18 protein-coding genes are annotated in these 21,851 nt (G+C 39.9%); 16 read left to right on the top strand and 2 right to left on the bottom strand.

The window, feature by feature from the left end:
* The first annotated feature begins 2 nt into the window (after positions 1-2).
* The 16 genes from H5159_RS00490 (at position 3) to tldD (ending at position 20,071) form a co-directional block, all read left to right on the top strand.
* The gene (locus H5159_RS00490; protein WP_165723725.1) at positions 3-587 is read left to right on the top strand and encodes a Tfp pilus assembly protein FimT/FimU; all 585 of its coding nucleotides are present in this window, start codon (positions 3-5) and stop codon (positions 585-587) included.
* 22 nt (positions 588-609) lie between these two features.
* Positions 610-1,152, top strand: coding sequence for a prepilin-type N-terminal cleavage/methylation domain-containing protein (locus H5159_RS00495; protein WP_024594534.1), 543 nt, complete (start codon positions 610-612; stop codon positions 1,150-1,152).
* 8 nt (positions 1,153-1,160) lie between these two features.
* Positions 1,161-1,652 (top strand): type II secretion system protein, encoded by a 492-nt coding sequence (locus H5159_RS00500; RefSeq protein WP_182779495.1) that lies wholly within the window; start codon positions 1,161-1,163, stop codon positions 1,650-1,652.
* Complete coding sequence (locus H5159_RS00505; protein WP_182779496.1) at positions 1,639-2,178, top strand: prepilin-type N-terminal cleavage/methylation domain-containing protein; 540 nt, start codon at positions 1,639-1,641, stop codon at positions 2,176-2,178. The genes H5159_RS00500 and H5159_RS00505 overlap by 14 nt, the downstream gene beginning before the upstream one ends.
* Positions 2,178-3,020: a type II secretion system protein gene (locus H5159_RS00510; RefSeq protein WP_024594531.1), complete on the top strand. Its 843-nt coding sequence runs from the start codon at positions 2,178-2,180 to the stop codon at positions 3,018-3,020. The genes H5159_RS00505 and H5159_RS00510 overlap by 1 nt, the downstream gene beginning before the upstream one ends.
* Entirely contained in the window at positions 3,010-3,501 is a 492-nt protein-coding gene (locus H5159_RS00515; RefSeq protein ID WP_024594530.1) for a hypothetical protein, read from the top strand. The genes H5159_RS00510 and H5159_RS00515 overlap by 11 nt, the downstream gene beginning before the upstream one ends.
* Positions 3,498-7,238, top strand: coding sequence for an H-type lectin domain-containing protein (locus tag H5159_RS00520; RefSeq protein ID WP_182779497.1), 3,741 nt, complete (start codon positions 3,498-3,500; stop codon positions 7,236-7,238). The genes H5159_RS00515 and H5159_RS00520 overlap by 4 nt, the downstream gene beginning before the upstream one ends.
* A 121-nt stretch (positions 7,239-7,359) precedes the next feature.
* Entirely contained in the window at positions 7,360-9,408 is a 2,049-nt protein-coding gene (locus tag H5159_RS00525) for a formylglycine-generating enzyme family protein (RefSeq protein WP_024605452.1), read from the top strand.
* 133 nt (positions 9,409-9,541) lie between these two features.
* Positions 9,542-10,585 (top strand): rod shape-determining protein, encoded by a 1,044-nt coding sequence (locus H5159_RS00530; RefSeq protein ID WP_002958401.1) that lies wholly within the window; start codon positions 9,542-9,544, stop codon positions 10,583-10,585.
* A complete protein-coding gene (gene mreC / locus H5159_RS00535; protein WP_173400216.1) occupies positions 10,585-11,427 on the top strand; it encodes a rod shape-determining protein MreC in 843 nt (280 codons plus the stop codon). The genes H5159_RS00530 and mreC overlap by 1 nt, the downstream gene beginning before the upstream one ends.
* On the top strand, positions 11,420-11,899 hold the full coding sequence (gene mreD / locus H5159_RS00540; RefSeq protein ID WP_002958403.1) for a rod shape-determining protein MreD: 480 nt from the start codon (positions 11,420-11,422) through the stop codon (positions 11,897-11,899). Before mreC ends, mreD begins: the two co-directional genes overlap by 8 nt.
* Entirely contained in the window at positions 11,899-12,468 is a 570-nt protein-coding gene (locus H5159_RS00545; RefSeq protein ID WP_182769495.1) for a nucleoside triphosphate pyrophosphatase, read from the top strand. Before mreD ends, H5159_RS00545 begins: the two co-directional genes overlap by 1 nt.
* A 1-nt stretch (position 12,469) precedes the next feature.
* Positions 12,470-13,942 carry a ribonuclease G gene (gene rng / locus H5159_RS00550; RefSeq protein ID WP_002958405.1) on the top strand — a complete coding sequence of 491 codons (1,473 nt, stop codon included), beginning with the start codon at positions 12,470-12,472 and terminating at the stop codon, positions 13,940-13,942.
* Entirely contained in the window at positions 13,942-17,799 is a 3,858-nt protein-coding gene (locus tag H5159_RS00555) for a YhdP family protein (protein ID WP_182779498.1), read from the top strand. The genes rng and H5159_RS00555 overlap by 1 nt, the downstream gene beginning before the upstream one ends.
* A complete protein-coding gene (locus H5159_RS00560; RefSeq protein ID WP_182779499.1) occupies positions 17,796-18,635 on the top strand; it encodes a carbon-nitrogen hydrolase family protein in 840 nt (279 codons plus the stop codon). Before H5159_RS00555 ends, H5159_RS00560 begins: the two co-directional genes overlap by 4 nt.
* The gene (gene tldD / locus H5159_RS00565; protein WP_182779500.1) at positions 18,632-20,071 is read left to right on the top strand and encodes a metalloprotease TldD; all 1,440 of its coding nucleotides are present in this window, start codon (positions 18,632-18,634) and stop codon (positions 20,069-20,071) included. The genes H5159_RS00560 and tldD overlap by 4 nt, the downstream gene beginning before the upstream one ends.
* 153 nt (positions 20,072-20,224) lie before the next feature.
* Here the strand turns inward: tldD and H5159_RS00570 are convergent, their stop codons facing one another.
* Together H5159_RS00570 and H5159_RS00575 are read right to left on the bottom strand one after the other, a co-directional pair.
* Positions 20,225-21,061, bottom strand: a complete 837-nt coding sequence (locus tag H5159_RS00570; protein ID WP_182712127.1) for a mechanosensitive ion channel family protein — start codon at positions 21,059-21,061, stop codon at positions 20,225-20,227.
* 108 nt (positions 21,062-21,169) lie between these two features.
* On the bottom strand, positions 21,170-21,802 hold the full coding sequence (locus H5159_RS00575; RefSeq protein ID WP_182779501.1) for a hypothetical protein: 633 nt from the start codon (positions 21,800-21,802) through the stop codon (positions 21,170-21,172).
* Between the last annotated feature and the right edge of the window lie 49 nt (positions 21,803-21,851).

A 21,851-nucleotide genomic window follows, 5' to 3' on the forward strand; every position in this document is an offset into this window, starting at 1 on the left:
AAGTGATTGCATCAAAGGCTTACTCAAAAGGTTTCTCATTATTTGAGTTAGTTATTGTTGTGATTTTACTGGCAGTAATTTTGAGCTTTGCTATACCTCAATATATAGGGATTAAAAATCAAGCGCATAATGCAAGCGTTGACGCTATAGCAGGTAGTTTCTCATCGGCCGTTGGCATGGTTAGGGGTCAATGGGAATTAGAAGGTAGGCCAAACAGCAGGTCAAACAAAACATTTGTTAATTATGGAGGTGTAATAGTTGGTATTGATGGATCGTTAGGTACACCAACAAGTGATGAAACAGAAAAAAAAGATACTCGTGCAGAAGCTATAAATGCGAATAAATGCCGCCAAGTTTTAAATATAATTTTACAAGATGCACCCAGTAGTACGTTAAGTAATGAAATATCAAGAATAAAAAGTGTAAGTTTTTTAGTTATGTACAATGCAGAAAGTACGCAATGCGACTACTATTTAACTCATACCATTGATATTAAAAGTATACCTACCAATACGGGTGAAATATCAGGTTTAACAGGTTTTTCATACTTTGCTAAAACAGGCAAAGTAAAAATATTTAAAAATTAAGTAATTAAAAAGAGGCTTACTTATGAAAACGCAATCGTTAAAAAGTTTACCAATGAATAAACAAGCAGGTTTTACACTTGTTGAATTGATCATCGTAATTGTTATTTTAGGCATTTTAGCTGTTACCGCAGCACCTCGCTTTTTAAACTTGCAAGGTGATGCCAATGCTTCAACACTTGAAGGCTTACAAGGGTCGATTCGCAGTGGTATGAATATTGTGAATGGCAAATCTATTATTGCTAGTGATCACAAAAAGGATGAGGCTACAGTTACAGTAGATACTGGTGTAGCAGTACCTACTGTTTATGGTTATCCAGCAGCAACAGAAGAAGCCTTTGAAGCATTTTTAGATGTCAACTTTGCAGATGGAACACCAAATGCAATTGATTCAGCTGATTTCAATTTATTTGTAAACGATACAACAGTAACTATTTTTCCTAATAGTTACACTGTGGATGCAACTACTGTTGATGATTGTCGAATTGAATACACGCAAGCTACTGCGACGACAGGCCCTGTAGTTGTAACTCCTCCAGTGATTACACTTGTTACTACGGGTTGTTAATTACATAAATGATAAGCAGTAGTAAGCAACGATTGCGTGGCTTCACACTCATTGAGTTAATTATTACTCTAGTGATATTGGGAATACTGTCGGTAACGGCAGTTCCCAAATTTCTGGGCAGCTCAACAGAAGACGCCTATTCGTATCGAGACCGTACTTTAAATGCACTTAGGACAGTGCAGCTACGTGCAATGCAAAATACAGCAACAACAAGTTGCCATACCCTTTATATAACCTCCACACTTATTGCTCCCTCCACACCCGATACATGTACCGGTGGAGCAGATACCAATAACACCGATCATTTAGTGGTACAAATAAACACGCAAAGAAGTGATATAACATTTAGCGCTTTAGATAGTAACGCGAATATATTTACCCAAATTAGTTTTGATCCTTCAGGTAAATCAAATCAAACCTGTACTACGCAGTGTCGAATAGATGTTGGATTAGCTGGCGTATGCATAAGTGGTGAAGGGCTTATATATGCGTGCCCTTAAAGTAAAAGGTTTTACTCTAATAGAGCTTATTATTGGCATTGTCATGTTTGCAATTGCATTAAGTATTATTACAGCTTTAATTGCCCCACAAGCCAAAAAAAGTGCAGAGCCGATTGTGGCTTTAAGAGCCTCTGAATTTGGTCAATCATTAATGAACGAAATCCAAAGTAAGTCGTTTGATGAGCACAGTGATAGAAGCGCACCTTTTAGACGTTGCGGCGAAACAACCTTAGGTGCTGAGGCTTGTACCGCACCTGCTGACTTCGGAGTAGATAACTCAGAAACCAGAACCAGTTATAACGATGTAGATGACTATATTGCACTGTCTAACCAGCCTATAACTAATAGCTTAGGTGAGGTGTTAAGCCAATACAGTGACTTTAACTTAGTTATTACAGTCCAGTACGATAGCGACTTTAACGAATCGACCACCAACGATGGCACAACCTTTAAGCGCATTACTATAGAAGTAACATCACCCTTAGGCGAAGTTTACGGATTTAGTGCATATAAAGGGAATTACTAATGCAAAGAGCTAAATACCAAAATGCATTTACCCTTATAGAACTATTACTTGTCATGGTTATTATTGGTATTTTAGCCGTAAGTGCATTTTCATTTATTGGTGCTGGGGTCAGTATTTACTCACAAGGGGTTGAGCGCCAAGAAGCAGTAGCTCAGGCCCGCTTTTTAATAACGCGACTTAGTAAAGAGCTTCGCCACGCTACGCCAAACTCATTAAGGCTCTCTTGCGATAACAGCACTAGCGGAGCATGTAGTGCTCAGCAGTGCTTAGAATTTACGCCGTTTTTATCAGCGACTCACTATACAAATTACCTACCTACCGTAGCGCCTTTTAATGTTAGCGCTGTTGATTTTGAACTTAATAATTTAACGCAGCCGCAAGTTGGAGATTGGGCAACAACTTACCCGTTAAGCAGCGCTGATATATACGATGAGAATAATAATAAGCGTTTAAAACTATCAGCATTTAATAGCTCCACCACTAGTGCAATTGATGAGTGGCAATTTAGTAAAGCGTTTGCCCAAGAGTCGCCAAGTAAGCGCCTTTATTTACTCTCTCAACCTGTAAGTTTTTGCGTTGAAGAGCAGTATTTATATAGATATACCGATTACGGTTTTACTGTTAATCAATTAGATGCCGTGAGCTTACAAATAAGCAGTGGTGTTAAACGTGATTTATTAGGTATTTACATTGCCAATAATTTAGCGAGCGATTTATTTTTTACTCTTGATGCGCTCTCCCTACAAAGAAACGCTGTGCTTAATGTGAATGCGCAAATGCAATTTAACGATACTGAAGTAATGAATTTTAACCATGAGGTGCATATTCCTAATGTACCTTAAAAAAAATCATCACGGAAAAGCCTTACCCAGTAAACAAAAAGGGAACTTAATAATTGTTTCTTTGGTAATTATTGTTGCTTTATTAGCACTAGGATTAGCATTAGTTAAAGTGCTTTCTGGTGCATCTCAACAAAATACCATTGAGTATTACGGCGCTCGCGCTTTTATGGCGGCGCAAAGTGGATTAGAAAGTGGTTTAACGCAACTCTTTCCAATAAATAGCTCAGTGCAAAGCTGTGCATCAGTTACAACTAATTTAACCTTTCAAACTGCATATTTAGCTAATTGTAACGTGCTGGTGAGTTGCGATGAATATATAGACCTACCCGACAGCAGCACAACAAACGGGCTTGTTAATATTTATTACTTACAAAGTAGTGCAACGTGCGCCGCAATTGATTGCCCTGCAGGAAATGATTGCAGAAAGGATTATTGGGAAACACAAAGAACACTCAGTGTGGAGGCTAAAACTTTACCATGATAAAAAGTGCATTAGTCATTATATTTTTTAGCTGCGTGTTACTTTGTAATCACGCAAATGCAGTGCCTCCAAAAATCGAGGGCCGTTATATAGAGCTGCAAGATACATACACATCGCCTGTTTGGACAAAAGTAAATTTTCAACAGCAATATATAACGCCTCCTGCTGTATTTATGCTCTCAACAAACCAAGGTGGAAACCCTGCAATAATAAGAATACGTAATATAACCACAACTAGCTTTGAGGCCTTACCGCTTGAACCTTCAGGAGAAGATGGTGGGCATATTAGTATGGGGGCGCACTATTTAGCTGTTGAGTATGGTGTGCATCAATTTCCAGACGGCACAATTATGGAAGTGGGCAGTACAGACTTATTACTCGAATTACAGTATGGCTCTAAGTCTGGCTTTGCTCCACTGACACCTAAAGGCTATAAGTCTTTAACATTTGCTGAACCGTTTACTCAAAGGCCAAACTTTTTCCATTCGTTACAAACACTCAATAGCATAGACAGCAATCCACCTTCTGAGGCATTAATTCCGTTTTTAACAGTTGCAGTAGAAAGTAATTCGCTATCTGCCAGCGGCGTTAATATTGCTTTAGAGGCATCTGAAACAGCACTTGGGCTCATAAAAAACGAAACTGTTGCTTACATGGCAGTGGAGCCAGGAAGTAACCGCACATTTACTGACGATAATGGCGTTGAGGTATCGTGGGAAACTTTTTTCACAGGCTTTGAAATTGACGGTTGGAGCGATGGCTGTAATTACTTTAATTTTACTAATAACTTTAGTGTGGCTCCTTTGGTGGTTGCAAGTAAAAACTCACGCCAAGAAGATGATGGCGGGTGGCTACGCAGCTGTAACCTAAGAACTGACAGGCTAGGGCTTGTTGTTGACGAAGACCGTGATGGCGATAACGAGCGCCGTCACGTAAACGAGGAAGCATCAATACTCGCCATGACCAGTACCTTTGTATTTAATGGTGATATTTTAGATTGTGATACGTTATTCCCAGGCGCTATTTCTACTTATAACAACGGTGAAGTACAGCTGGTGCAGGGGGTAGAAATAACCGATGGTAATGCGCAGTTTGTCACCACCACAAATTTAATTTCTACAGCGCTGACGAGCCCTCCTTTGTGTAATGGTCAGGCGTGTGTTGCTGGTGGTTATAACTCTTTAGAACCGAATCAAGCGGCGCAGGTGCCAACGGTTACAAATGATGGTAGCTCAACAGGGCCCGTACCTACTTCTTTAGCTGGCGACTATTATTACGATGAGTTGCAGTTAAGTATGCTGGAAACACAATACAGAGTAACAGCGCCTACACGTATTTTTTTAAAAGACACAACCTCACTTCTATCAACTTCATTTTTGAATATAGGTAAAACAAATATAGTAGTAGAAACTGGCGCGTACTTGGCTATTTATGTCGATGGTGCGGTTGCTATTGCAGCCGATGCAAATATTGCGGGCTATATTGTTGCCACTGGTGAGGTAAGAATCGCTCAAAATGTGACGTATCAGGGATCAATTACATCGGCTACTCAAATTATTACCGAAGGGAGCTCAACGTTTGACGCTCTACCAGTACCCGAAAGTATCCCTGGTTTTTGTGGTATTTATACACCAGAAACACTGGATCATTATCGTTTAACAATAAGCGATAACAAAGGTCTAACGTGTGAAGCTAAAGAAATGACACTCACAGCCTGCGCTAATGATGCCTGCGACTTATTATTTGCGGAACCCTCTAGTTTAAACCTTTCTCCAGATAATAGTGGTCAGCAAAGTTGGGTTACAGGGGAGAATATTAATTTTACAGGCTCAACAACTGTTGAGTTTGCTAAACGTACAACTGGTAGCGTTACATTTGGATATAACACTGCTGATCCTTCTGCACCTCTTCGTTGTTATATCGGTGGTAATAATGTTGGTTTGAGTGGCTGTAAAGTTACGTTTTCTGATGCTGGATTTATTTTTAATAATGATACAGATGGAAATACTACAATTCCTACTCAGTTATCAGCAAAGCCTTCAAATACTGGATTTAATGCAAAAGCGCTATCTATTCAAGCGGTAAAAACAAATACCACTACGGGCGTATGCGAAGCTGCATTTCCCGCTGGTGGTGATGTAAGCTTAGATTTATCGTATACATGCAGTGCTGGTGCAAGTTGCTCTGATACGGTTTCACTTAGTAACAACAATAATACCTTTGCGGTCGAGCAAGCAGCTAAATCGTTCACGCTAAACTTTGATAGTGAGTCTAAAGCCCCGATTGTTATAAATTATCCCGACGCAGGAAAGTTGAGTTTAAATGTAAATACCAATTTAATTTTAGACCCAGTCACTAATTTATCAGTAAATCTAACGGGGAGTTCAAATGAGTATGTTGTAAAGCCATTTGGATTAGCGATGGAAGTTGCAAGTGATGGCTATGCAGCAGATGCCAATGGAAGTTTATTTAGATTAACTGGCGAAGCATTTGATTTAAAAATGAATGCGGTGCAATGGCAAACAGGGCAAGACACTAACAACGATGGTTACCCAGATAACTACAGCAATATTACAAATAACACCATTGCCAAGCACTTTATTACAGAGCAACCACTTGTAGAGGCATTACTTAAAGCGCCTACGCCAGGCGTTCAAGGTACGCTTGAAGCGATGAGCACTGTTGCCTTTAGTGACACAGGCAGTTTGAGTGAATCTATATCGCAGTATAATTACGACCAAGTTGGCATAATTGATTTAACAGCAGGTCTGCAAGATGCCGATTACTTTGGCGCGGGAGATGTAAAAGGTGAATTATATAACGTTGGCCGTTTTGCACCTTCGCAGTTTCAGGTAGTGGGGGTTCAAGCTGCCGCACAATGCACGCAATACGGCAGTAATTTAACTTACCTTGATCAACCTTTTGAACTCGGCTTTACAGTACAAGCACTAAATCAAAATGGTGAGCTAATGGCTAATTATAAAGAGGGCTTTGATAAGTCCAGTGTAGCCATTAATGCCGAAAATAATGAAGTAGCTAACTATGTACCCGCAACTAATTTTGCTAGCCGCTTAGTAAACCTAGGGAATAATAACTGGGGAGATATAAGCGACGGCCAATGGCAAATGAGTCAAATAAACACCACACTTCAAAGATTAGGTGTAGGGCAAGCAGATGGACCGTTCGCTATGGTCAGTTTAATGGCAACGCTTTCTGACATAGAAGGAGCAACGCTCATTGATGCAAATGATAAACCTAATACACAAACAGCATGTTCGGGTGGCTGTAATAGTGTACGACTAAATACATTACCAATAGAGTTTAGATTTGGACGTTTAGTACTTGGTAATAACGCAGGCTCCGATCTCGACCCTTTACTTATTCCTATGCAGGCTCAGTATTACAACGGCAGTGGATTTGTAAATAACGCAGAAGATAACTGTAGTGTATTTGATCATACCCAAATCACTCAAATATCACCTAACAGCCCGCAATTAGCCTACGAATATGGAACGGGTGTATCTGGCCAGTTAGAGGCGGGAGTGTATCCGGCAAACAATGGTATTTATGCGCAGCCAAATGGTTTGGGTGAATTTACCTTAGAATATAATACTTATGATTGGTTAAAGTGGGATTGGCAGGGGGATGAAACACAGCTTGATCCTCGTACTATTTTACAATTTGGACGCTTTCGAGGAAATGATCGGGTTATTTACTGGCGTGAAACACGCGAATAGTTGTAAACTAAGATAATAATTGAACAAAGCTTGTGTTTTGTGCTGCAAGTACATAGCATAAGGCTTTAATTATAAAAAATAATAACGACCAAATAATTGCCGCTTTTTGGGACTGGAATATATGCGAATTACTCCTTTATCTCTGTTAATTTCAGCTAGTTTGTTAGCTAGTAGTGCATTTGCACAAGACACAGCTACAGTAACTGGAATTGAGTCAGAGATTAGTGTTAAACAGACAGAATACGATAACTCGACAAGAATACTTGAAAAACATCTTAAAGAAGAAAGTCAGTTACAAAATCAACTAGAGCTACTTCGTTCTCGTTCTACAGAGCTAGATAAAGAAAAAAACCAAGCGCTCGATGCGATGAACGAAATGTACCGTCGTTTAATTGACGATCCCACTATTAATATTAGTGCGGCTCAATCACGCTATCAAAAAGCGGTGATTGATCATAAGCAAAACAAAGATGATATTTCTATGCAGTTGGCGGCAATTGCATCCCACCGTAAAGATATAGAGCAAATTCGTGTTGCTAAGCATACGCTTTTAAATACTTTAGAAAGTTTAAAAGAGCAGTTAACTACAGCCAGAGTAGAGCGTTTACGTAACGAGTTTACACGTGAAGGCACGCTTGAAGTTAACCATACGATTAACTGTAAGCGAACAGAAACGCTAGCAGCGTGTGAGCAACGCGGTCAGCAAATGGGGCTACAAAAAGCAACTAAACGCTTTGTAGATCAAATATTTGCAAACTTAACAGAAGAGCGCATTGTTGAGCCAAAACGTAATTTGGCGGGCGCTCAAGTACAAATATTAAGTAGCCATGTAGTTAACAGTGCATTTAGCGGCCAAGGTAACTACAACGTTAACTTAAGCGTAACCATGCGCGGCGAAGTAAACAGTAGCCGTTTATGTAGCTTATTAAGCATTGATAACCGTTATTGTTCTGAGTACGGCACGCCACTTACTGCTGCTTATCAACCCGCGTATAACAATACATTTACTGATAGTCAGTTAACATTCAGTAATAGCGCGGATAATAGCAACACGGTGTCGGTTTCTCGTTTAGAAAAGCAGCCAGTACGTGATTATTCAGTTAAACCTGCATCGGTGAAAAAAGATTACCCTTCTATCCTTAATAAGAAGAAGGATCAATCAATAGAGCTGACATTACGATCAAACGTATACGACGATGAAGTGTTTATCGATGGTGTAAGCTTTGGCTCAACACGCTTGATCACACGTTTACCGCCGGGTATTCACAACATTGAAATACGTAAACTTGGCTATAAGCCTTATCAAGTTCGTGTTGATTTAAATAAAGCACAAACAATTAATGCAAATTTGGTAAAAAAGCCTAAGTCGATTGCTGCACCGACCTATACTCGAGAGCAACCAGAAGTAACAACACGCCAGGTTAGTGAAAACGTTAATGTATTAAATGCAAACGTTGAAACGCCGGTTGTCGTTATTCCTGCAGGCAAATTTAAAATGGGCGATATCAATGGCAATGGTTTAGCTAATGAACGTCCAGTAATTGAAAAAGTAATAGCAAATTCTTTCGCTATGCAAAGTAAAGAAGTAACCGTAGGTGCCTACGAAAAATTTGTAGCAAATACAGGTTATAAAACTCAAGCGGAAAAAAATAAAGGGTGTGCGTATTATTTAAATGGCGAACCAGTATGGGAAGCAAATTTAAATTGGCGTAATCCTGGTTTTGAGCAAGGCAGTGACTTTCCTGCTGTATGTTTAACTTATAACGATGCAAAAGCTTACGCTGAGTGGTTATCGGGTCAAACAGGGCAGCAATTTCGTTTACCTAACGAAGTTGAGTGGGAATACGCAGCACGTGCAGGAACCGAAACAGAATACCCTTGGGGTAACGAAATTGGTAAAAACCTAGCTAACTGTGGTTGGTGTGGTAGTGAATGGTCAAATAGACGTGCATCACCAGTAGGTTCTTTTTCTCCAAATGCATTTGGATTATACGATACCGTAGGCAATGTATGGGAATGGACCGATAAAGAATCAGGTGAGTCTGATGTAGCAGTAAGAGGCGGAGCGTGGAATTTTGCACCAAGCCTTGCTCGTGCATCTACGCGTTTAATTTTAGCGCCTGATTTTAGATCTAACTACATTGGTTTTCGCTTAGTTCGCGAACGATAAACTCAATTAAGGAAGCTTTGCTTCCTTTTTTCACAAATTCACAAAGGCGCTGCGCTTTATATTGCTCATATAGTTGAGCATGTTAAAGTGAGGCAGCTAATATAAGAACGTATTTCAAAGGTCATCCAGCCTCATGTTTAAAAAACTCCGTGGTATTTTTTCTAACGATCTATCGATCGACTTGGGTACAGCCAATACCCTAATTTATGTAAAAGAAGAAGGTATTGTATTAAACGAACCTTCTGTTGTTGCTATTCGCCAAGAACGCGCTGGTGGACCTAAAAGTGTTGCATCTGTAGGTACAGAAGCAAAACAAATGCTAGGCCGTACACCGGGAAATATTAAAGCAATCCGTCCAATGAAAGACGGTGTAATTGCTGATTTTTATGTAACTGAAAAAATGTTACAACACTTCATTAAGCAAGTGCATAACAATAACTTTATGCGCCCAAGTCCGCGTGTACTAATTTGTGTACCGTGTGGTGCGACTCAAGTAGAAAAACGTGCAATACGTGAATCTGCAATGGGTGCCGGTGCTCGTGAAGTTTACCTAATTGAAGAACCAATGGCAGCAGCTATTGGGGCCGGTTTACCAGTATCAGAAGCAACAGGTTCTATGGTTGTTGATATTGGTGGTGGTACAACTGAAGTGGCTATTATTTCACTTAACGGTGTTGTTTACTCATCATCTGTTCGTATTGGTGGTGATAAGTTTGACGAAGCTATTATTAATTATGTACGCCGTAACTTTGGTAGCTTAATTGGTGAAGCGACAGCTGAAAATATTAAGCATCAAATTGGCTCTGCGTTCAAAACTGATGAGCCAATCGAAATTGAAGTGCGCGGTCGTAACCTTGCCGAAGGTGTTCCGCGTTCATTCACGCTTAACTCACACGAAATCCTAGAAGCTCTACAAGAACCGTTAATGGGTATTGTGAGTGCAGTAATGGTTGCGCTTGAGCAATCACCACCTGAGCTGGCATCAGATATCTCTGCCCACGGCATGGTACTTACTGGCGGTGGTGCATTGTTAAAAGATTTAGACCGTTTATTAATGGAAGAAACGGGTATTCCGGTTGTTGTAGCTGATGATCCACTTACGTGTGTTGCGCGTGGTGGTGGTAAAGCATTAGAAATGATCGATGTTCATGGTGGTGACGTTTTTAGTTACGACTAATGAAATTAATGTTTGGACGCACAGTCTCTTTGCAACTGCGACTTTTTGTCGCAGTGCTTTTGAGTATCGTACTCATAGTTGGAGACAGATATACGCAAGGTGGTACCGTTGTTCGTACCAGCCTTAATACTCTAGTTAGCCCACTAATCTATGTTGCTAATTTACCCTACGAATTATTTAGCTTAAGTGCTAAAAGCCTGCATACGCGGGATCAACTTCTTACAGAAAACGAAGCGCTGAAAAAAAAGCAAATGCTACAAAGCGAGCAACTTCAGCAGTATCAATTTCTAGCCAGAGAAAATCAAAAACTGCGTGCCTTATTAGGCTCATCTGCAAAGCAATCAAATCGTAAAATAATTGCTCAAGTACTTTCTGTACATTCAAACCCGTATAGTCATCAGGTTGTTATTAACCGTGGTACAACTGACGGGCTTAGTGAAGGCCAAGCTGTAATTGATGAAATGGGTGTAGTAGGGCAGCTTACAAAGGTTGGTTCAACAACTTCACGCGTGCTACTAATGACCGACACCACACATGCCACACCTGTGCGTATACTTCGTAACGATGTACGAACGGTTGTTGAAGGCATAGGTAAAATTAACGTCGTTAAGCTCTCTCACGTTCCGCACAGTTTAGATGTACGAATTGGCGATGTACTTGTTACATCGGGTTTAGGGGGCACATTCCCTGAAGGATACCCGGTGGCAGTAGTAACTGAAATAAATCGTGATGAAGGGCGACCGTTTGCACAAGTTTTTGCAGAACCTATTGCGCAACTAGATCGCATTCGTTTGCTGGTTATTTTATGGCGTAATCAACAGGAGCAAATCAGCGATGATTAACCGTTATTCATTGTTAATTGCGCTAAGCATCTTTTTTGCGTTAATAATGGCACTGATGCCACTTCCATTTTCGTTTGAACCATTTAGACCTGACTGGGTTTTACTTGTACTTATGTATTGGTCGCTAGCAGTACCGCATCGTTTAAATATTGGTACTGCTTGGGTCGTTGGTTTATTAATAGATTTAGCGTCTGGCTCACCGCTGGGCGTGAACTCGCTTACATTCTCGGTATGTATTTTTGTAACCGCGAGCAACTTTCAAAAAATTCGTAACTTTTCGCTTTGGCAACAAAGCCTACTAATTGGTTTATTTTTAACGCTGTATCACTTAATGCAGTTTTGGCTAAATCACTTTTTGTTAGGGGTTTATTTTAATCCACAGTACTTATGGCCAGTAGCAACCGGAATGGTTAGCTGGTTTTGGGTCTTTTTACTACTTCGTAAATATCGCAGACATTTTAGGATCAGGTAATGACTACCGCAGTATATTTGGCATCAGCCTCTCCCCGTCGTAAAGAGTTATTAAGCCAATTAGGTGTCGAATTTACACAATTTAGTGTTGATGCAGATGAAAGCCCACTTCCAAACGAGCAACCTAGAGCACTTGTTGAGCGTTTAGCGCGCTTGAAAGCCCAAAGCGGTGTAGAGCTTGGATATACCGATCGCCCTGTACTTGGTAGTGATACCGTGGTTGTTATAGACAACGAGTCATTGGGTAAACCTCGCGATAAAAACGATTTTACACACACGTTAAAACGCCTATCGGATAACACGCATCAAGTTCTTACCGCAGTTGCATTTGCGACGCAAAATGATGTGCTTAGCTGTGTTGTAAGCACAGATGTTACTTTTAAAACCTTAACAGATGAAGAAATTAATGCTTATTGGGAGTCAGGTGAGCCACAAGATAAAGCCGGTGGCTACGGTATCCAAGGTTTAGGTGGTCGCTTTGTAACTCACATTGCGGGTAGCTATTTTTCTGTTGTAGGCTTACCTTTATATGAAACCGAACAATTACTAAAAACATTCTTAAGAAGGTAACATGAGTACAGAATTACTGATCAATGTCACACCGAGCGAAAGTCGTGTTGCCCTAATAGAAAACGGTGTACTGCAAGAAATACAGCTAGAGCGAATCGGTAATCTAGGTATTGTAGGCAATATTTACTTAGGAAAAATAAGCCGTGTACTTCCGGGTATGCAGGCTGCTTTTGTTGATATCGGCCTTGAAAAAGCTGCATTTTTGCATGCATCCGATATTGTAAATAGTGCCTCTATTGTTGAAGGCGTAGACGACGTACCAATAAAAAAAGTACAAGATATTAGAGAATTAGTTCGTCAAGGCCAATACATTATGGTGCAAGTGGTAAAAGATCCGCTAGGCACTAAAGGCGCAAGACTCACCACTGATATAACTATCCCTTCTCGCTATTTAGTGTTTATGCCTGATGCGACCCATGTAGGGGTTAGTCAGCGTATAGAAACTGAAGAAGAGCGCTCACGTCTTAAAAAAATAGTCGCAGAATATGGCGATGAAAATGGCAGTTTTATTGTACGTACAGCAGCTGAAGGTGCTAGCGAAGCTGAATTACGACACGATGCCGGCTTTTTAAGAAAATTATGGGAAAAAATAACATCACGTCGTAGAAAAACGAGTAAAGCCAGTATCCTACACGAAGATTTAACGCTTGCCTTTAGAACCCTGCGTGACTATGTAGGCGAAGATATGGAGCGCATTCGCGTTGACTCTAAACTCAGCTATGAAGAACTAAAGTTATTTACTGAAGAGTTTGTTCCACAGCTTTCTCAAGTGCTTGAATACTACCCAGGCGAGCGACCTATATTTGATTTGTTTGATGTTGAAAACGAAATTCAAAAAGCACTACATCGTAAAGTTACGCTAAAATCGGGTGGTTATATAATTATTGACCAAACAGAAGCAATGACGACTGTTGATGTTAATACAGGTGCATTTGTAGGGCATCGTAATTTAGAAGAAACAATTTTTAATACCAACGTAGAAGCAACCTCTGCAATTGCTCGCCAGCTTAGGCTGCGTAACTTAGGCGGTATTATCATTATCGACTTTATCGATATGGTAAGTGAGGATCATAAAAGGCGGGTGCTTCATTCACTTGAATCAGCCCTTGCAAAAGATCGCACTAAAACGAATATTAATGGGCTTTCAGCGCTTGGCCTTGTTGAAATGACGCGTAAACGTACACGCGAAAGCTTAGAGCATATTTTATGTGATGTATGCCCTGCATGCTCCGGTCGTGGTTCACAAAAAACAGTTGAAACGGTTTGCTATGAAATACTACGTGAAATAGTGCGTGTTAACCGAGCATACGCAGCGGACAAGTTTATGGTGTACGCAGCACCTGCTGTAAGTGAGGCGCTACTAAACGATGAGTATCATAACCTTGCTGAGCTTGAACTATTTATTGGTAAGCAAGTCAATATTCAAACCGAGAGCTTATACAGCCAAGAACAGTTTGATGTGGTAATGATGTAATGAAAGCAAAAGCGGTCTGTTTTTTTTGTTTTAGAAAGTTATGGCAGACTTGCGCCATAATTTTGGTATTACTGGCCGTTATTGTTTCAATTTTAAAATATACCCTCCCGTATGCAAACGAATACAAAGGTGACATAGAAAGCTATTTACACGAAAAGTTTGAAATAAGCTTATCTATTGGCGAAATATCAGCTAGTTGGCAGGGCAGTGGTCCTGCATTAGTGCTAGAAAATTTATCGTTTAAAGATAACGAAACCGCGCCAATATCACTCACCATTGCTAAAACCAGCTTAGAGCTAAACCTATGGGAAAGCTTAAAAGCACTGCAACTTAGATCTAATTATTTTGTTATTAATGGTTTTCATACCAGTGTAAATATCACCAACTTATTTAAAACCGGTGATAACGACGAAGTTTCTTTTGAGCAAAAAGAGCTAATTGAAGAACTGTTTTTGGGTAAAACGGGTCATTTTGCAATAGAAAATTCCAGTATTAACTTTATTTTAGAAGACGGTAAAGAACGTAAATTACTTCTTCAAAACATTGTTTGGCAAAATGAAGATGAGCAGCACTTTGGCAGTGGAAGCTTAGCACTACCGGGAATTTCGGTCGGAGACTTTGACGCGCGCATAGCACTTACCGGGGATACTCTAGAGCAGGTTGCGGGCGACATCTATGTGCAGGCTAATAAGGTCGATGTATCTAACTGGTTAGCGCAATATATAAATACGCAAAAACAACAACTACATAGCGATATTAATTTACAAGCATGGCTAAAACTAGATAAAGGTTTTGTAAGCGATGTGAAAATGCAGTGGTTACCAAGCTTTGTACGCTGGCAGCGAGAAGAGCAAAGCCACCAAGTTAGTTTGAGTGAAGGTGGATTCCATCTATATCCAGAACAAAATAGCTGGCACTTAAAAAGTACCGGTTTAACATTTAATAGTAACGATAAAGCATGGCCAAGTTTAGAGTTTGAAGCCCAACTAGGGCTGCAAAATAAAGTGTGGCTGCATCAAGTTGATTTTGAATTACTGAGTAACCTAGCCGGGCTAAGTAATTTTAATGCACTTGAACCATTTTTAGAACGCCAACCTAGTGGGCAAATAGATCAAGCTTATTTAAGTTTTTCTAATGCACAGCAATGGCAATTATGGTTTGAGGCTAACAATATTGGCTGGCAAGAATTAAGATCGGTACCAGCAGCGCAAGGGCTTAGAGTAAATGGTTTACTTACCCAAAGTACTGGTCGAATAAATTTATTTGGCGAAAGTGGCACATTAGTCACAGGCGAAAGCTTTAGTAACGACATAAATTATAATCAGCTAAATGTAGAGCTAGATTTAGCTAAGCGAGATGATGGCTGGCATATAAGTAGTGACAATATCTGGTTTGATAATGATGAAGTTACTCTTGCTGCAGAATTACAAATTAGCCTAACAGATGATCCTCGATTAGATCTTTACGCAGAAGCGTTCGCCCCAGATGCCAATATTGCAGATCATTACTTCCCATTAAAAGCGATGAGCCCTGAACTTGTTAGCTATTTAAATGGTGCAATTAAAGGCGGAGAAGTATCTAAAGCACAGGTCTTATTTGCAGGGCCTTTGTCTGGTTTCCCATTTACTGATGGTAGTGGTCAGTTTGATGTATTAGCACAAATAGACAATGCAACCTATGAGTTTGACCCTGATTGGCCAGCGGTCACTAATGCTGATGTACAGCTACATTTTGCTAATGAGCGAATGGACATATATAGCCAGCAAGGCAAGTTGGTTAATTTAGATATTGGTAATAGTGTACAGGTGAGCATTGCAGATTTAATGAATGCTGATGAACTTATTGTGCAAATTGATAAAAAAGCAGAGATGGAAAAGTTACATGACTTTTTTGCAGCGACACCTATTGCCAAACCTCTTGCTGAAATTTTTAAAGTTGTACAGGGCAAAGGCGAAGCCGATGCCAGTATTGAGCTTTTAGTAGGCTCTAAGTTTAAAGGCGGAGCCAGTGTTAGCGGCAAAGTTAATTTAAATGACTTACCAGTATTTATAGCAACGCCAGGTATTGAGCTTAAAAACTTAACTGGCGAGCTTAATTTTAAAAACGACAATATTACACTTAAAAATGCGACTGCGAAGTGGTTGGGCATGCCGCTAAATATTAATTACAGCAGCAAAAGTGATACTAAAAATTACCAAGCAAACATAGATATAAACGCCAAAATTGACGCCGATACACTAATTGATAGTGGACAAGGTATATTAAAAAATTATTTAAGCGGGCAAAGCGATGTTGATATTGGTTTAGTACTTAATTTTACCGAACAAGGCTTTAATTATCGTGCACAGGTAAACTCAGAACTACTTGGCTTAACGAGTAACTTACCCGCACCTTATAATAAAAATAGCGAACAAGCGTGGGCACTTGATGCAGTAGTTCAAGGTGATGATATTTCTAATCTCATTACAGCAAACGCTAATCAACAGTTTTACTTTAATGCTATTTTAGAAAATGGAAAATCACAGTTTAGTAATGCCCATTTTGTGCTCGGAAAACAAGATTTAGGATTAAACCAAAAAGACTTAAGCGTAAATATAAATCTTGAGCAGAGTGAATTAGTGCCTTGGTTTGATCTGATTGATCAAATAATTAAAGCAGGTAAATCAAACCCAGATAAAGAATCAAAAGGGATTATGCCACCGCTTAATGAGGTGGTCGCAAATATAGGTATGCTTGATGCGAGTAACATCATCTTTAATGATTTTGAAATGCGTTTAGCACCATCAAAAGACGATTTATACCTAAAGCTAAATGCTAAAGAACTTAGAGCTGGGGCTTTTATTCCTACATCACAGCCTAGCCAGCCTATACGAATTAATGCCGATTACTTAAGGCTTAATTTTGCACAGCCTAGCGAGCAATTAATTGAAATAACAGATGTGCTTCCTGAGGAAGACTTGAGCTGGCTTACTAAAATACCTGCCATTGAGTTTGAATGTAGTGACTGCAAAATTGATCGCTATCAGCTTGATAAAGTGAGTGCGTCATTATTAGGTGATGGCGAGCGCTTATCGATATCAGAACTTGTAATCGATAAAGGAGATCATGTACTGCGCACTAAAGGGCAGTGGCAAAATGGTTTAACAACGCTAAGTGGTGAGCTTAAAAGTGATGATATAGGCGCATTGTTTGGCGAGTTTGATATTACCTCTGCAATTAAGGATTCTAAAGCTGATCTAAATTATGATCTTACTTGGCAAGCAGCACCTTATGATTTTGATGTGAAAACTTTAAGTGGTGAGGTTACTTGGGATTTAGGGGAAGGTCACTTAACTGAAATAAGTGATGGTGGTGCACGCGTATTTTCGCTGTTGAGCCTTGATTCACTCGTACGCAAACTGAAACTTGATTTTAGAGATGTATTTTCAAAGGGCTTTTTTTATAACAGCATGCAAGGCTCTATGCAGTTAGAAAACGGTATCGCTTACACTAAAGATACTAAAATGGACGGCGTACCCGCCGATTTAACCATTAAAGGTTATGCAAATTTAAACACGCTAGATATAGATTACGACCTTGCTGTAGCGCCACAAGTAACCTCAAGCATTCCGGTTATAGTTGCGTGGATGGTTAATCCAGTAACAGGGCTTGCTGCTTTAGCACTTGATAAAGTTATTCATTCTGCGCGCGTCATCTCAGAGATCAATTTTAAAGTAACGGGTAAAATGAACGACCCTATTGTTCAAGAACTCGACAGAAAAAGTCGTGAAGTTACACTACCTCAAGCTGCGCAAAATCAGCCACAAGCATCAGTCGATTTAAAACTTAAAGATGCACAAGTAACAGTAACGCAATGAACAAAACAGCAAGCATAAGCACACCCACAATAGTTGCCCTACAAATGTGTTCAGGGCTAAGCCCTGATGAGAACATAACAAGCTTAAAGCGCGCACTTAAAACTCTGCCAGCAACAAGGCCATTACTTGTTTGCTTGCCTGAGGCTTTTTTAGTGTTTAGTAAAACTGGTAACGATACGTTACGTGTTGCTAAGCAAGTTGAGCAATACAAATTACAACTTAGTGAATTGTGCCAACACCATAATATTTGGTTAAATGCAGGCACAATGCCTGAGCCATTTAACGAACATAAGTATTACGCAGCATCGCACTTATATAATAATCAAGGCGAGCTGGTTGCAACGTATAACAAAATACATTTATTTGATGTAACCGTAGATGATAAAACAGGTAGCTATCGAGAGTCAGATTTTACCCAAGCAGGTCGCGATGTAGTGGTTGTTGATTCTCCCTTTGGTAAAATTGGCTTAACAGTATGTTATGATCTGCGCTTTAGTGGCTTATTTAACGAACTAGTACGCCAAGGCGCCAATATTATTTTAGTACCCAGTGCATTTACAGTCCCTACAGGGCAAGCGCATTGGCAACCGCTATTAGCAGCTCGCGCAATAGAAACACAATGTTATGTAGTTGCAGCAGCTCAGTACGGTACACATGAAAATGGCCGACAAACATATGGCCACAGTATTATTATTTCGCCTTGGGGCAATACCCTGAGTGAATTGCCAACAGGCACCGGTTTTATAAGCTGCAACGCAGATTTAGACCAGTTACAAAAAATTAGACGAGATATGCCCGTGCAGTCTCATCAACGATTTAGAGAGCATTTATTATGAATTCGGTTGAACAGCATTTACTACAAGACAGCCAGCTAAATAGAGAAGAGCTCGAAAAAACGCTCGCTTACATACATCAGCATGAAGTGGATTACGCCGATTTATATTTTCAATCAAGCCACCACGAATCATGGGTGCTTGAAGACGGCTTAGTTAAAGAAGGCTCTTATAACGTTGAGCGTGGCGTTGGCGTACGTGCTGTAAGCGGCGAAAAAACAGGTTTTTCTTACTCTGATGCAATAAATCTTGAAGCACTTAATAAAGCGGCTACAGCGGCTCGTAGCATCGCAGATGCTGGCGAAGATAGAGCGATTAAAGTATTTAGTGATGTTAAAGCTAAAGAGCAGTTTGCAGCGCATCAGCCAATTTCGAGTATGAGCGATACCGACAAGGTGAGTTTATTACGCGAACTTGAAAACTATATTCGTGAACTAGCACCCGATGCAGAGCAAGTAATTAGCTCAATGTCAGCGGTATACGAAGAAGTATTAATCGCAGCAAGTGATGGTACGTTTGCCACCGATATTCGCCCGCTTATTCGTTTAAACTGCTCAGTGCTGCTTGAAAAAAATGGTCGCCGTGAACGCGGTGGCGCAGGTGGTGGTGCACGTTTAGATTATGGTTACTTTAAAGAGCTTGTTGATGGTAAACCACGTTGGATGGAATTTGCTGAAGAAGCTGTACGCCAAGCTAAAGTAAACCTTGAAGCTATTGATGCACCTGCAGGCACGATGGAAGTTGTACTTGGTAATGGTTGGCCTGGCGTGCTTTTACACGAAGCAGTAGGGCATGGACTTGAAGGCGACTTTAACCGCAAAGGCGCGTCTGCGTTTAGTGGTAAAGTGGGCCAAAAAGTAGCATCTGAGCTGTGTACTGTTGTTGATGATGGCACCATGGCTGATCGCCGTGGGTCACTTAATGTTGATGATGAAGGCACACCAGCCGCTTACAACGTACTTATCGAAAACGGTATTTTAAAAGGCTATATGCAAGATAAGCTAAACGCGCGTTTAATGGGTGTAAATCCTACCGGTAACGCACGTCGTGAGTCTTATGCGCATTTACCAATGCCTCGCATGACTAACACCTACATGTTAGGTGGTGAGCACAGCCAAGCCGATATTATCAGCTCAGTTAAAAAAGGGGTATTCGCGCCTAACTTTGGCGGCGGACAAGTTGATATAACCTCAGGTAAGTTTGTATTTAGTGCATCAGAAGCGTATTTAATCGAAAATGGTAAAATTACCCAACCAATTAAAGGCGCAACGCTTATTGGTAATGGACCAGAAGTAATGCAGCAAATATCTATGGTTGGTAACGACTTAGCACTTGATAAAGGTGTTGGTGTTTGTGGTAAAGATGGTCAAAGCGTACCGGTAGGCGTAGGCCAACCAAGCCTTAAGATTGATCAGTTAACGGTCGGCGGTACAGCTTAAATATTACTCAAGCGCGAAGTGAATTCGTACCTACATGCTTGATGTTTATTGTAGGTGAGGTTTTATACCTCGCTTTTTGAATACAGACTTAGAAATAGAGCGCGAAATAAATTCGCACCTACGATTTGTATTTTTACTTTGTGTAGGCGAGGTTTATGCCTCTCCTTCACCTTCTTTATTTTTTTCAGCCTCTTTGTACCATAACGCAAAAAAGCACTCTGTTAATTTGTGCTCTATCTCAAGCGCTTTTTCTGTCGGGCAAAACAAGGTAAAGCTTGCTTTAAATTCACCTAAATCGGTTGTACCAAAGTGAATTACCGGCTCTGGGCCAGATATTTTTGCATCAAGTTTACGCTCAATCATCGAATTATAACGGCTTGCTACTTCTTGAAACTCTTCGCAGTACAGTTTAGCTTGCTCAGTGAGTGTGTCGTGAATAGGGTACGGGTTAAAGCTCTCTCTTCGGACAATAATAAAATGATGTGTAACAAAGCGTTTTACAAAGTTTAAGTTTTTAATAGAGCTGGTGATCAGCTTATTATTAGGTATGTATATGGTTTTTCTAGAAAATTGATAAGTATATATATCAATTTCATGCATGGTTGTTTTTATCCAATCCGTTTCAGCTACTTCACCAAAGTAATCACCAACTTGTATCCAATCACCCACTCTAAACGGGCGAGTTGTTACGAGGTAAAAAAAGCCTATTACACACTGAATAAACTCACGCGTTGCAAGTACAATCGCCACGGCAAAAGCAGCAATAGAAAGTGCAAAGTTTTGAATTTCAGTAGACCACACAAATAGCAGCGATATCATCATTACAAAATTAATAAAGTGCTTAATATTGTGTGCGATGTAACGGATGTCTTTTTCTTTTTTTTCTGCGCGACTTTTAGCAAGCTTATCAACAAGCACTTTTAGTACAAATGCAATTGTGATCATTACAATTGAAAGAAGAAACGGATGCAGCAATATATCTTTAGTCATGGTATCCAATTAAATGTGAGTTGATAAAAACAGGCTCAGTATATTGATTTATTAAACCAATTAGCAAATTTAGTGTAAAAAAAGTAACCAATAAAAAATGTAGCTATGTTATTGAATTACTTGATCAGTGCAATGCTTGTGATTTTTAGCCATTCTTTTTCGGCATATGAGTACAAGCTCAATGGCTGAAATAAAAATCAAAGTATAGCCAAGCGTTTCTATACCTTCTTCAACAATGTTTTTTACCGCACGTACATAGTCATCACCCATTACTGAATGCCAAAATGCGCCTTTGCCCATCATTCGCGAAAATGCGAGTAAAGTAACCATGCCTGATAAGCAAATTCCATAACTAGGAGTGAGGCTATAGGCTTTTAAAGCGTTAAAAATACTTCCTCTGTTTGTTATTAAATAAACAAACACGCCAGCTAAAATTGAATAGACGATACTTTGCCAAGCGCCATCAAAAAAGTATAAGTCGAGGTAGGTATCAAACTCTCTCACAAACATCATTGCCGATAACGCAGCTAGTAACACAGCCGGTATTTTGAGTTGAAAGTTAATTTGCGAAGCATAAAAAAATAAAATACAACTTAAAAAAGTTAAAACATCTTGCATATGTTCGGTAAGAGTTTCTTCACTGTAAAGTGCATCCTGTTTTAATTCAAACCCTTCAAGTTGAATTAAATGAGCAACACCCGCTAGGCATAATAAATAAATAAAAGATCGCAGTAAAAACATAAATAACCAAGAGAAACTATAAATGCGCGGGATTCTAATCGTTAAAATA

Origin of the sequence: Pseudoalteromonas sp. SG43-1 (assembly GCF_014164415.1) — a bacterium.
GTDB lineage: Bacteria > Pseudomonadota > Gammaproteobacteria > Enterobacterales > Alteromonadaceae > Pseudoalteromonas > Pseudoalteromonas distincta.

What these genes read in the sequence shown, in the direction of transcription:
- H5159_RS00495 (WP_024594534.1), top strand. Translation starts at nt 610, where the DNA reads ATGAAAACGCAATCGTTAAAAAGTTTACCAATGAATAAACAAGCAGGT.
- H5159_RS00500 (WP_182779495.1), top strand. Translation starts at nt 1,161, where the DNA reads ATGATAAGCAGTAGTAAGCAACGATTGCGTGGCTTCACACTCATTGAG.
- H5159_RS00505 (WP_182779496.1), top strand. Translation starts at nt 1,639, where the DNA reads ATGCGTGCCCTTAAAGTAAAAGGTTTTACTCTAATAGAGCTTATTATT.
- H5159_RS00510 (WP_024594531.1), top strand. Translation starts at nt 2,178, where the DNA reads ATGCAAAGAGCTAAATACCAAAATGCATTTACCCTTATAGAACTATTA.
- H5159_RS00515 (WP_024594530.1), top strand. Translation starts at nt 3,010, where the DNA reads ATGTACCTTAAAAAAAATCATCACGGAAAAGCCTTACCCAGTAAACAA.
- H5159_RS00520 (WP_182779497.1), top strand. Translation starts at nt 3,498, where the DNA reads ATGATAAAAAGTGCATTAGTCATTATATTTTTTAGCTGCGTGTTACTT.
- H5159_RS00525 (WP_024605452.1), top strand. Translation starts at nt 7,360, where the DNA reads ATGCGAATTACTCCTTTATCTCTGTTAATTTCAGCTAGTTTGTTAGCT.
- H5159_RS00530 (WP_002958401.1), top strand. Translation starts at nt 9,542, where the DNA reads ATGTTTAAAAAACTCCGTGGTATTTTTTCTAACGATCTATCGATCGAC.
- mreC (WP_173400216.1), top strand. Translation starts at nt 10,585, where the DNA reads ATGAAATTAATGTTTGGACGCACAGTCTCTTTGCAACTGCGACTTTTT.
- mreD (WP_002958403.1), top strand. Translation starts at nt 11,420, where the DNA reads ATGATTAACCGTTATTCATTGTTAATTGCGCTAAGCATCTTTTTTGCG.
- H5159_RS00545 (WP_182769495.1), top strand. Translation starts at nt 11,899, where the DNA reads ATGACTACCGCAGTATATTTGGCATCAGCCTCTCCCCGTCGTAAAGAG.
- rng (WP_002958405.1), top strand. Translation starts at nt 12,470, where the DNA reads ATGAGTACAGAATTACTGATCAATGTCACACCGAGCGAAAGTCGTGTT.
- H5159_RS00555 (WP_182779498.1), top strand. Translation starts at nt 13,942, where the DNA reads ATGAAAGCAAAAGCGGTCTGTTTTTTTTGTTTTAGAAAGTTATGGCAG.
- H5159_RS00560 (WP_182779499.1), top strand. Translation starts at nt 17,796, where the DNA reads ATGAACAAAACAGCAAGCATAAGCACACCCACAATAGTTGCCCTACAA.
- tldD (WP_182779500.1), top strand. Translation starts at nt 18,632, where the DNA reads ATGAATTCGGTTGAACAGCATTTACTACAAGACAGCCAGCTAAATAGA.
- H5159_RS00570 (WP_182712127.1), bottom strand. Translation starts at nt 21,061, where the DNA reads ATGACTAAAGATATATTGCTGCATCCGTTTCTTCTTTCAATTGTAATG.
- H5159_RS00575 (WP_182779501.1), bottom strand. Translation starts at nt 21,802, where the DNA reads ATGTTTTTACTGCGATCTTTTATTTATTTATTATGCCTAGCGGGTGTT.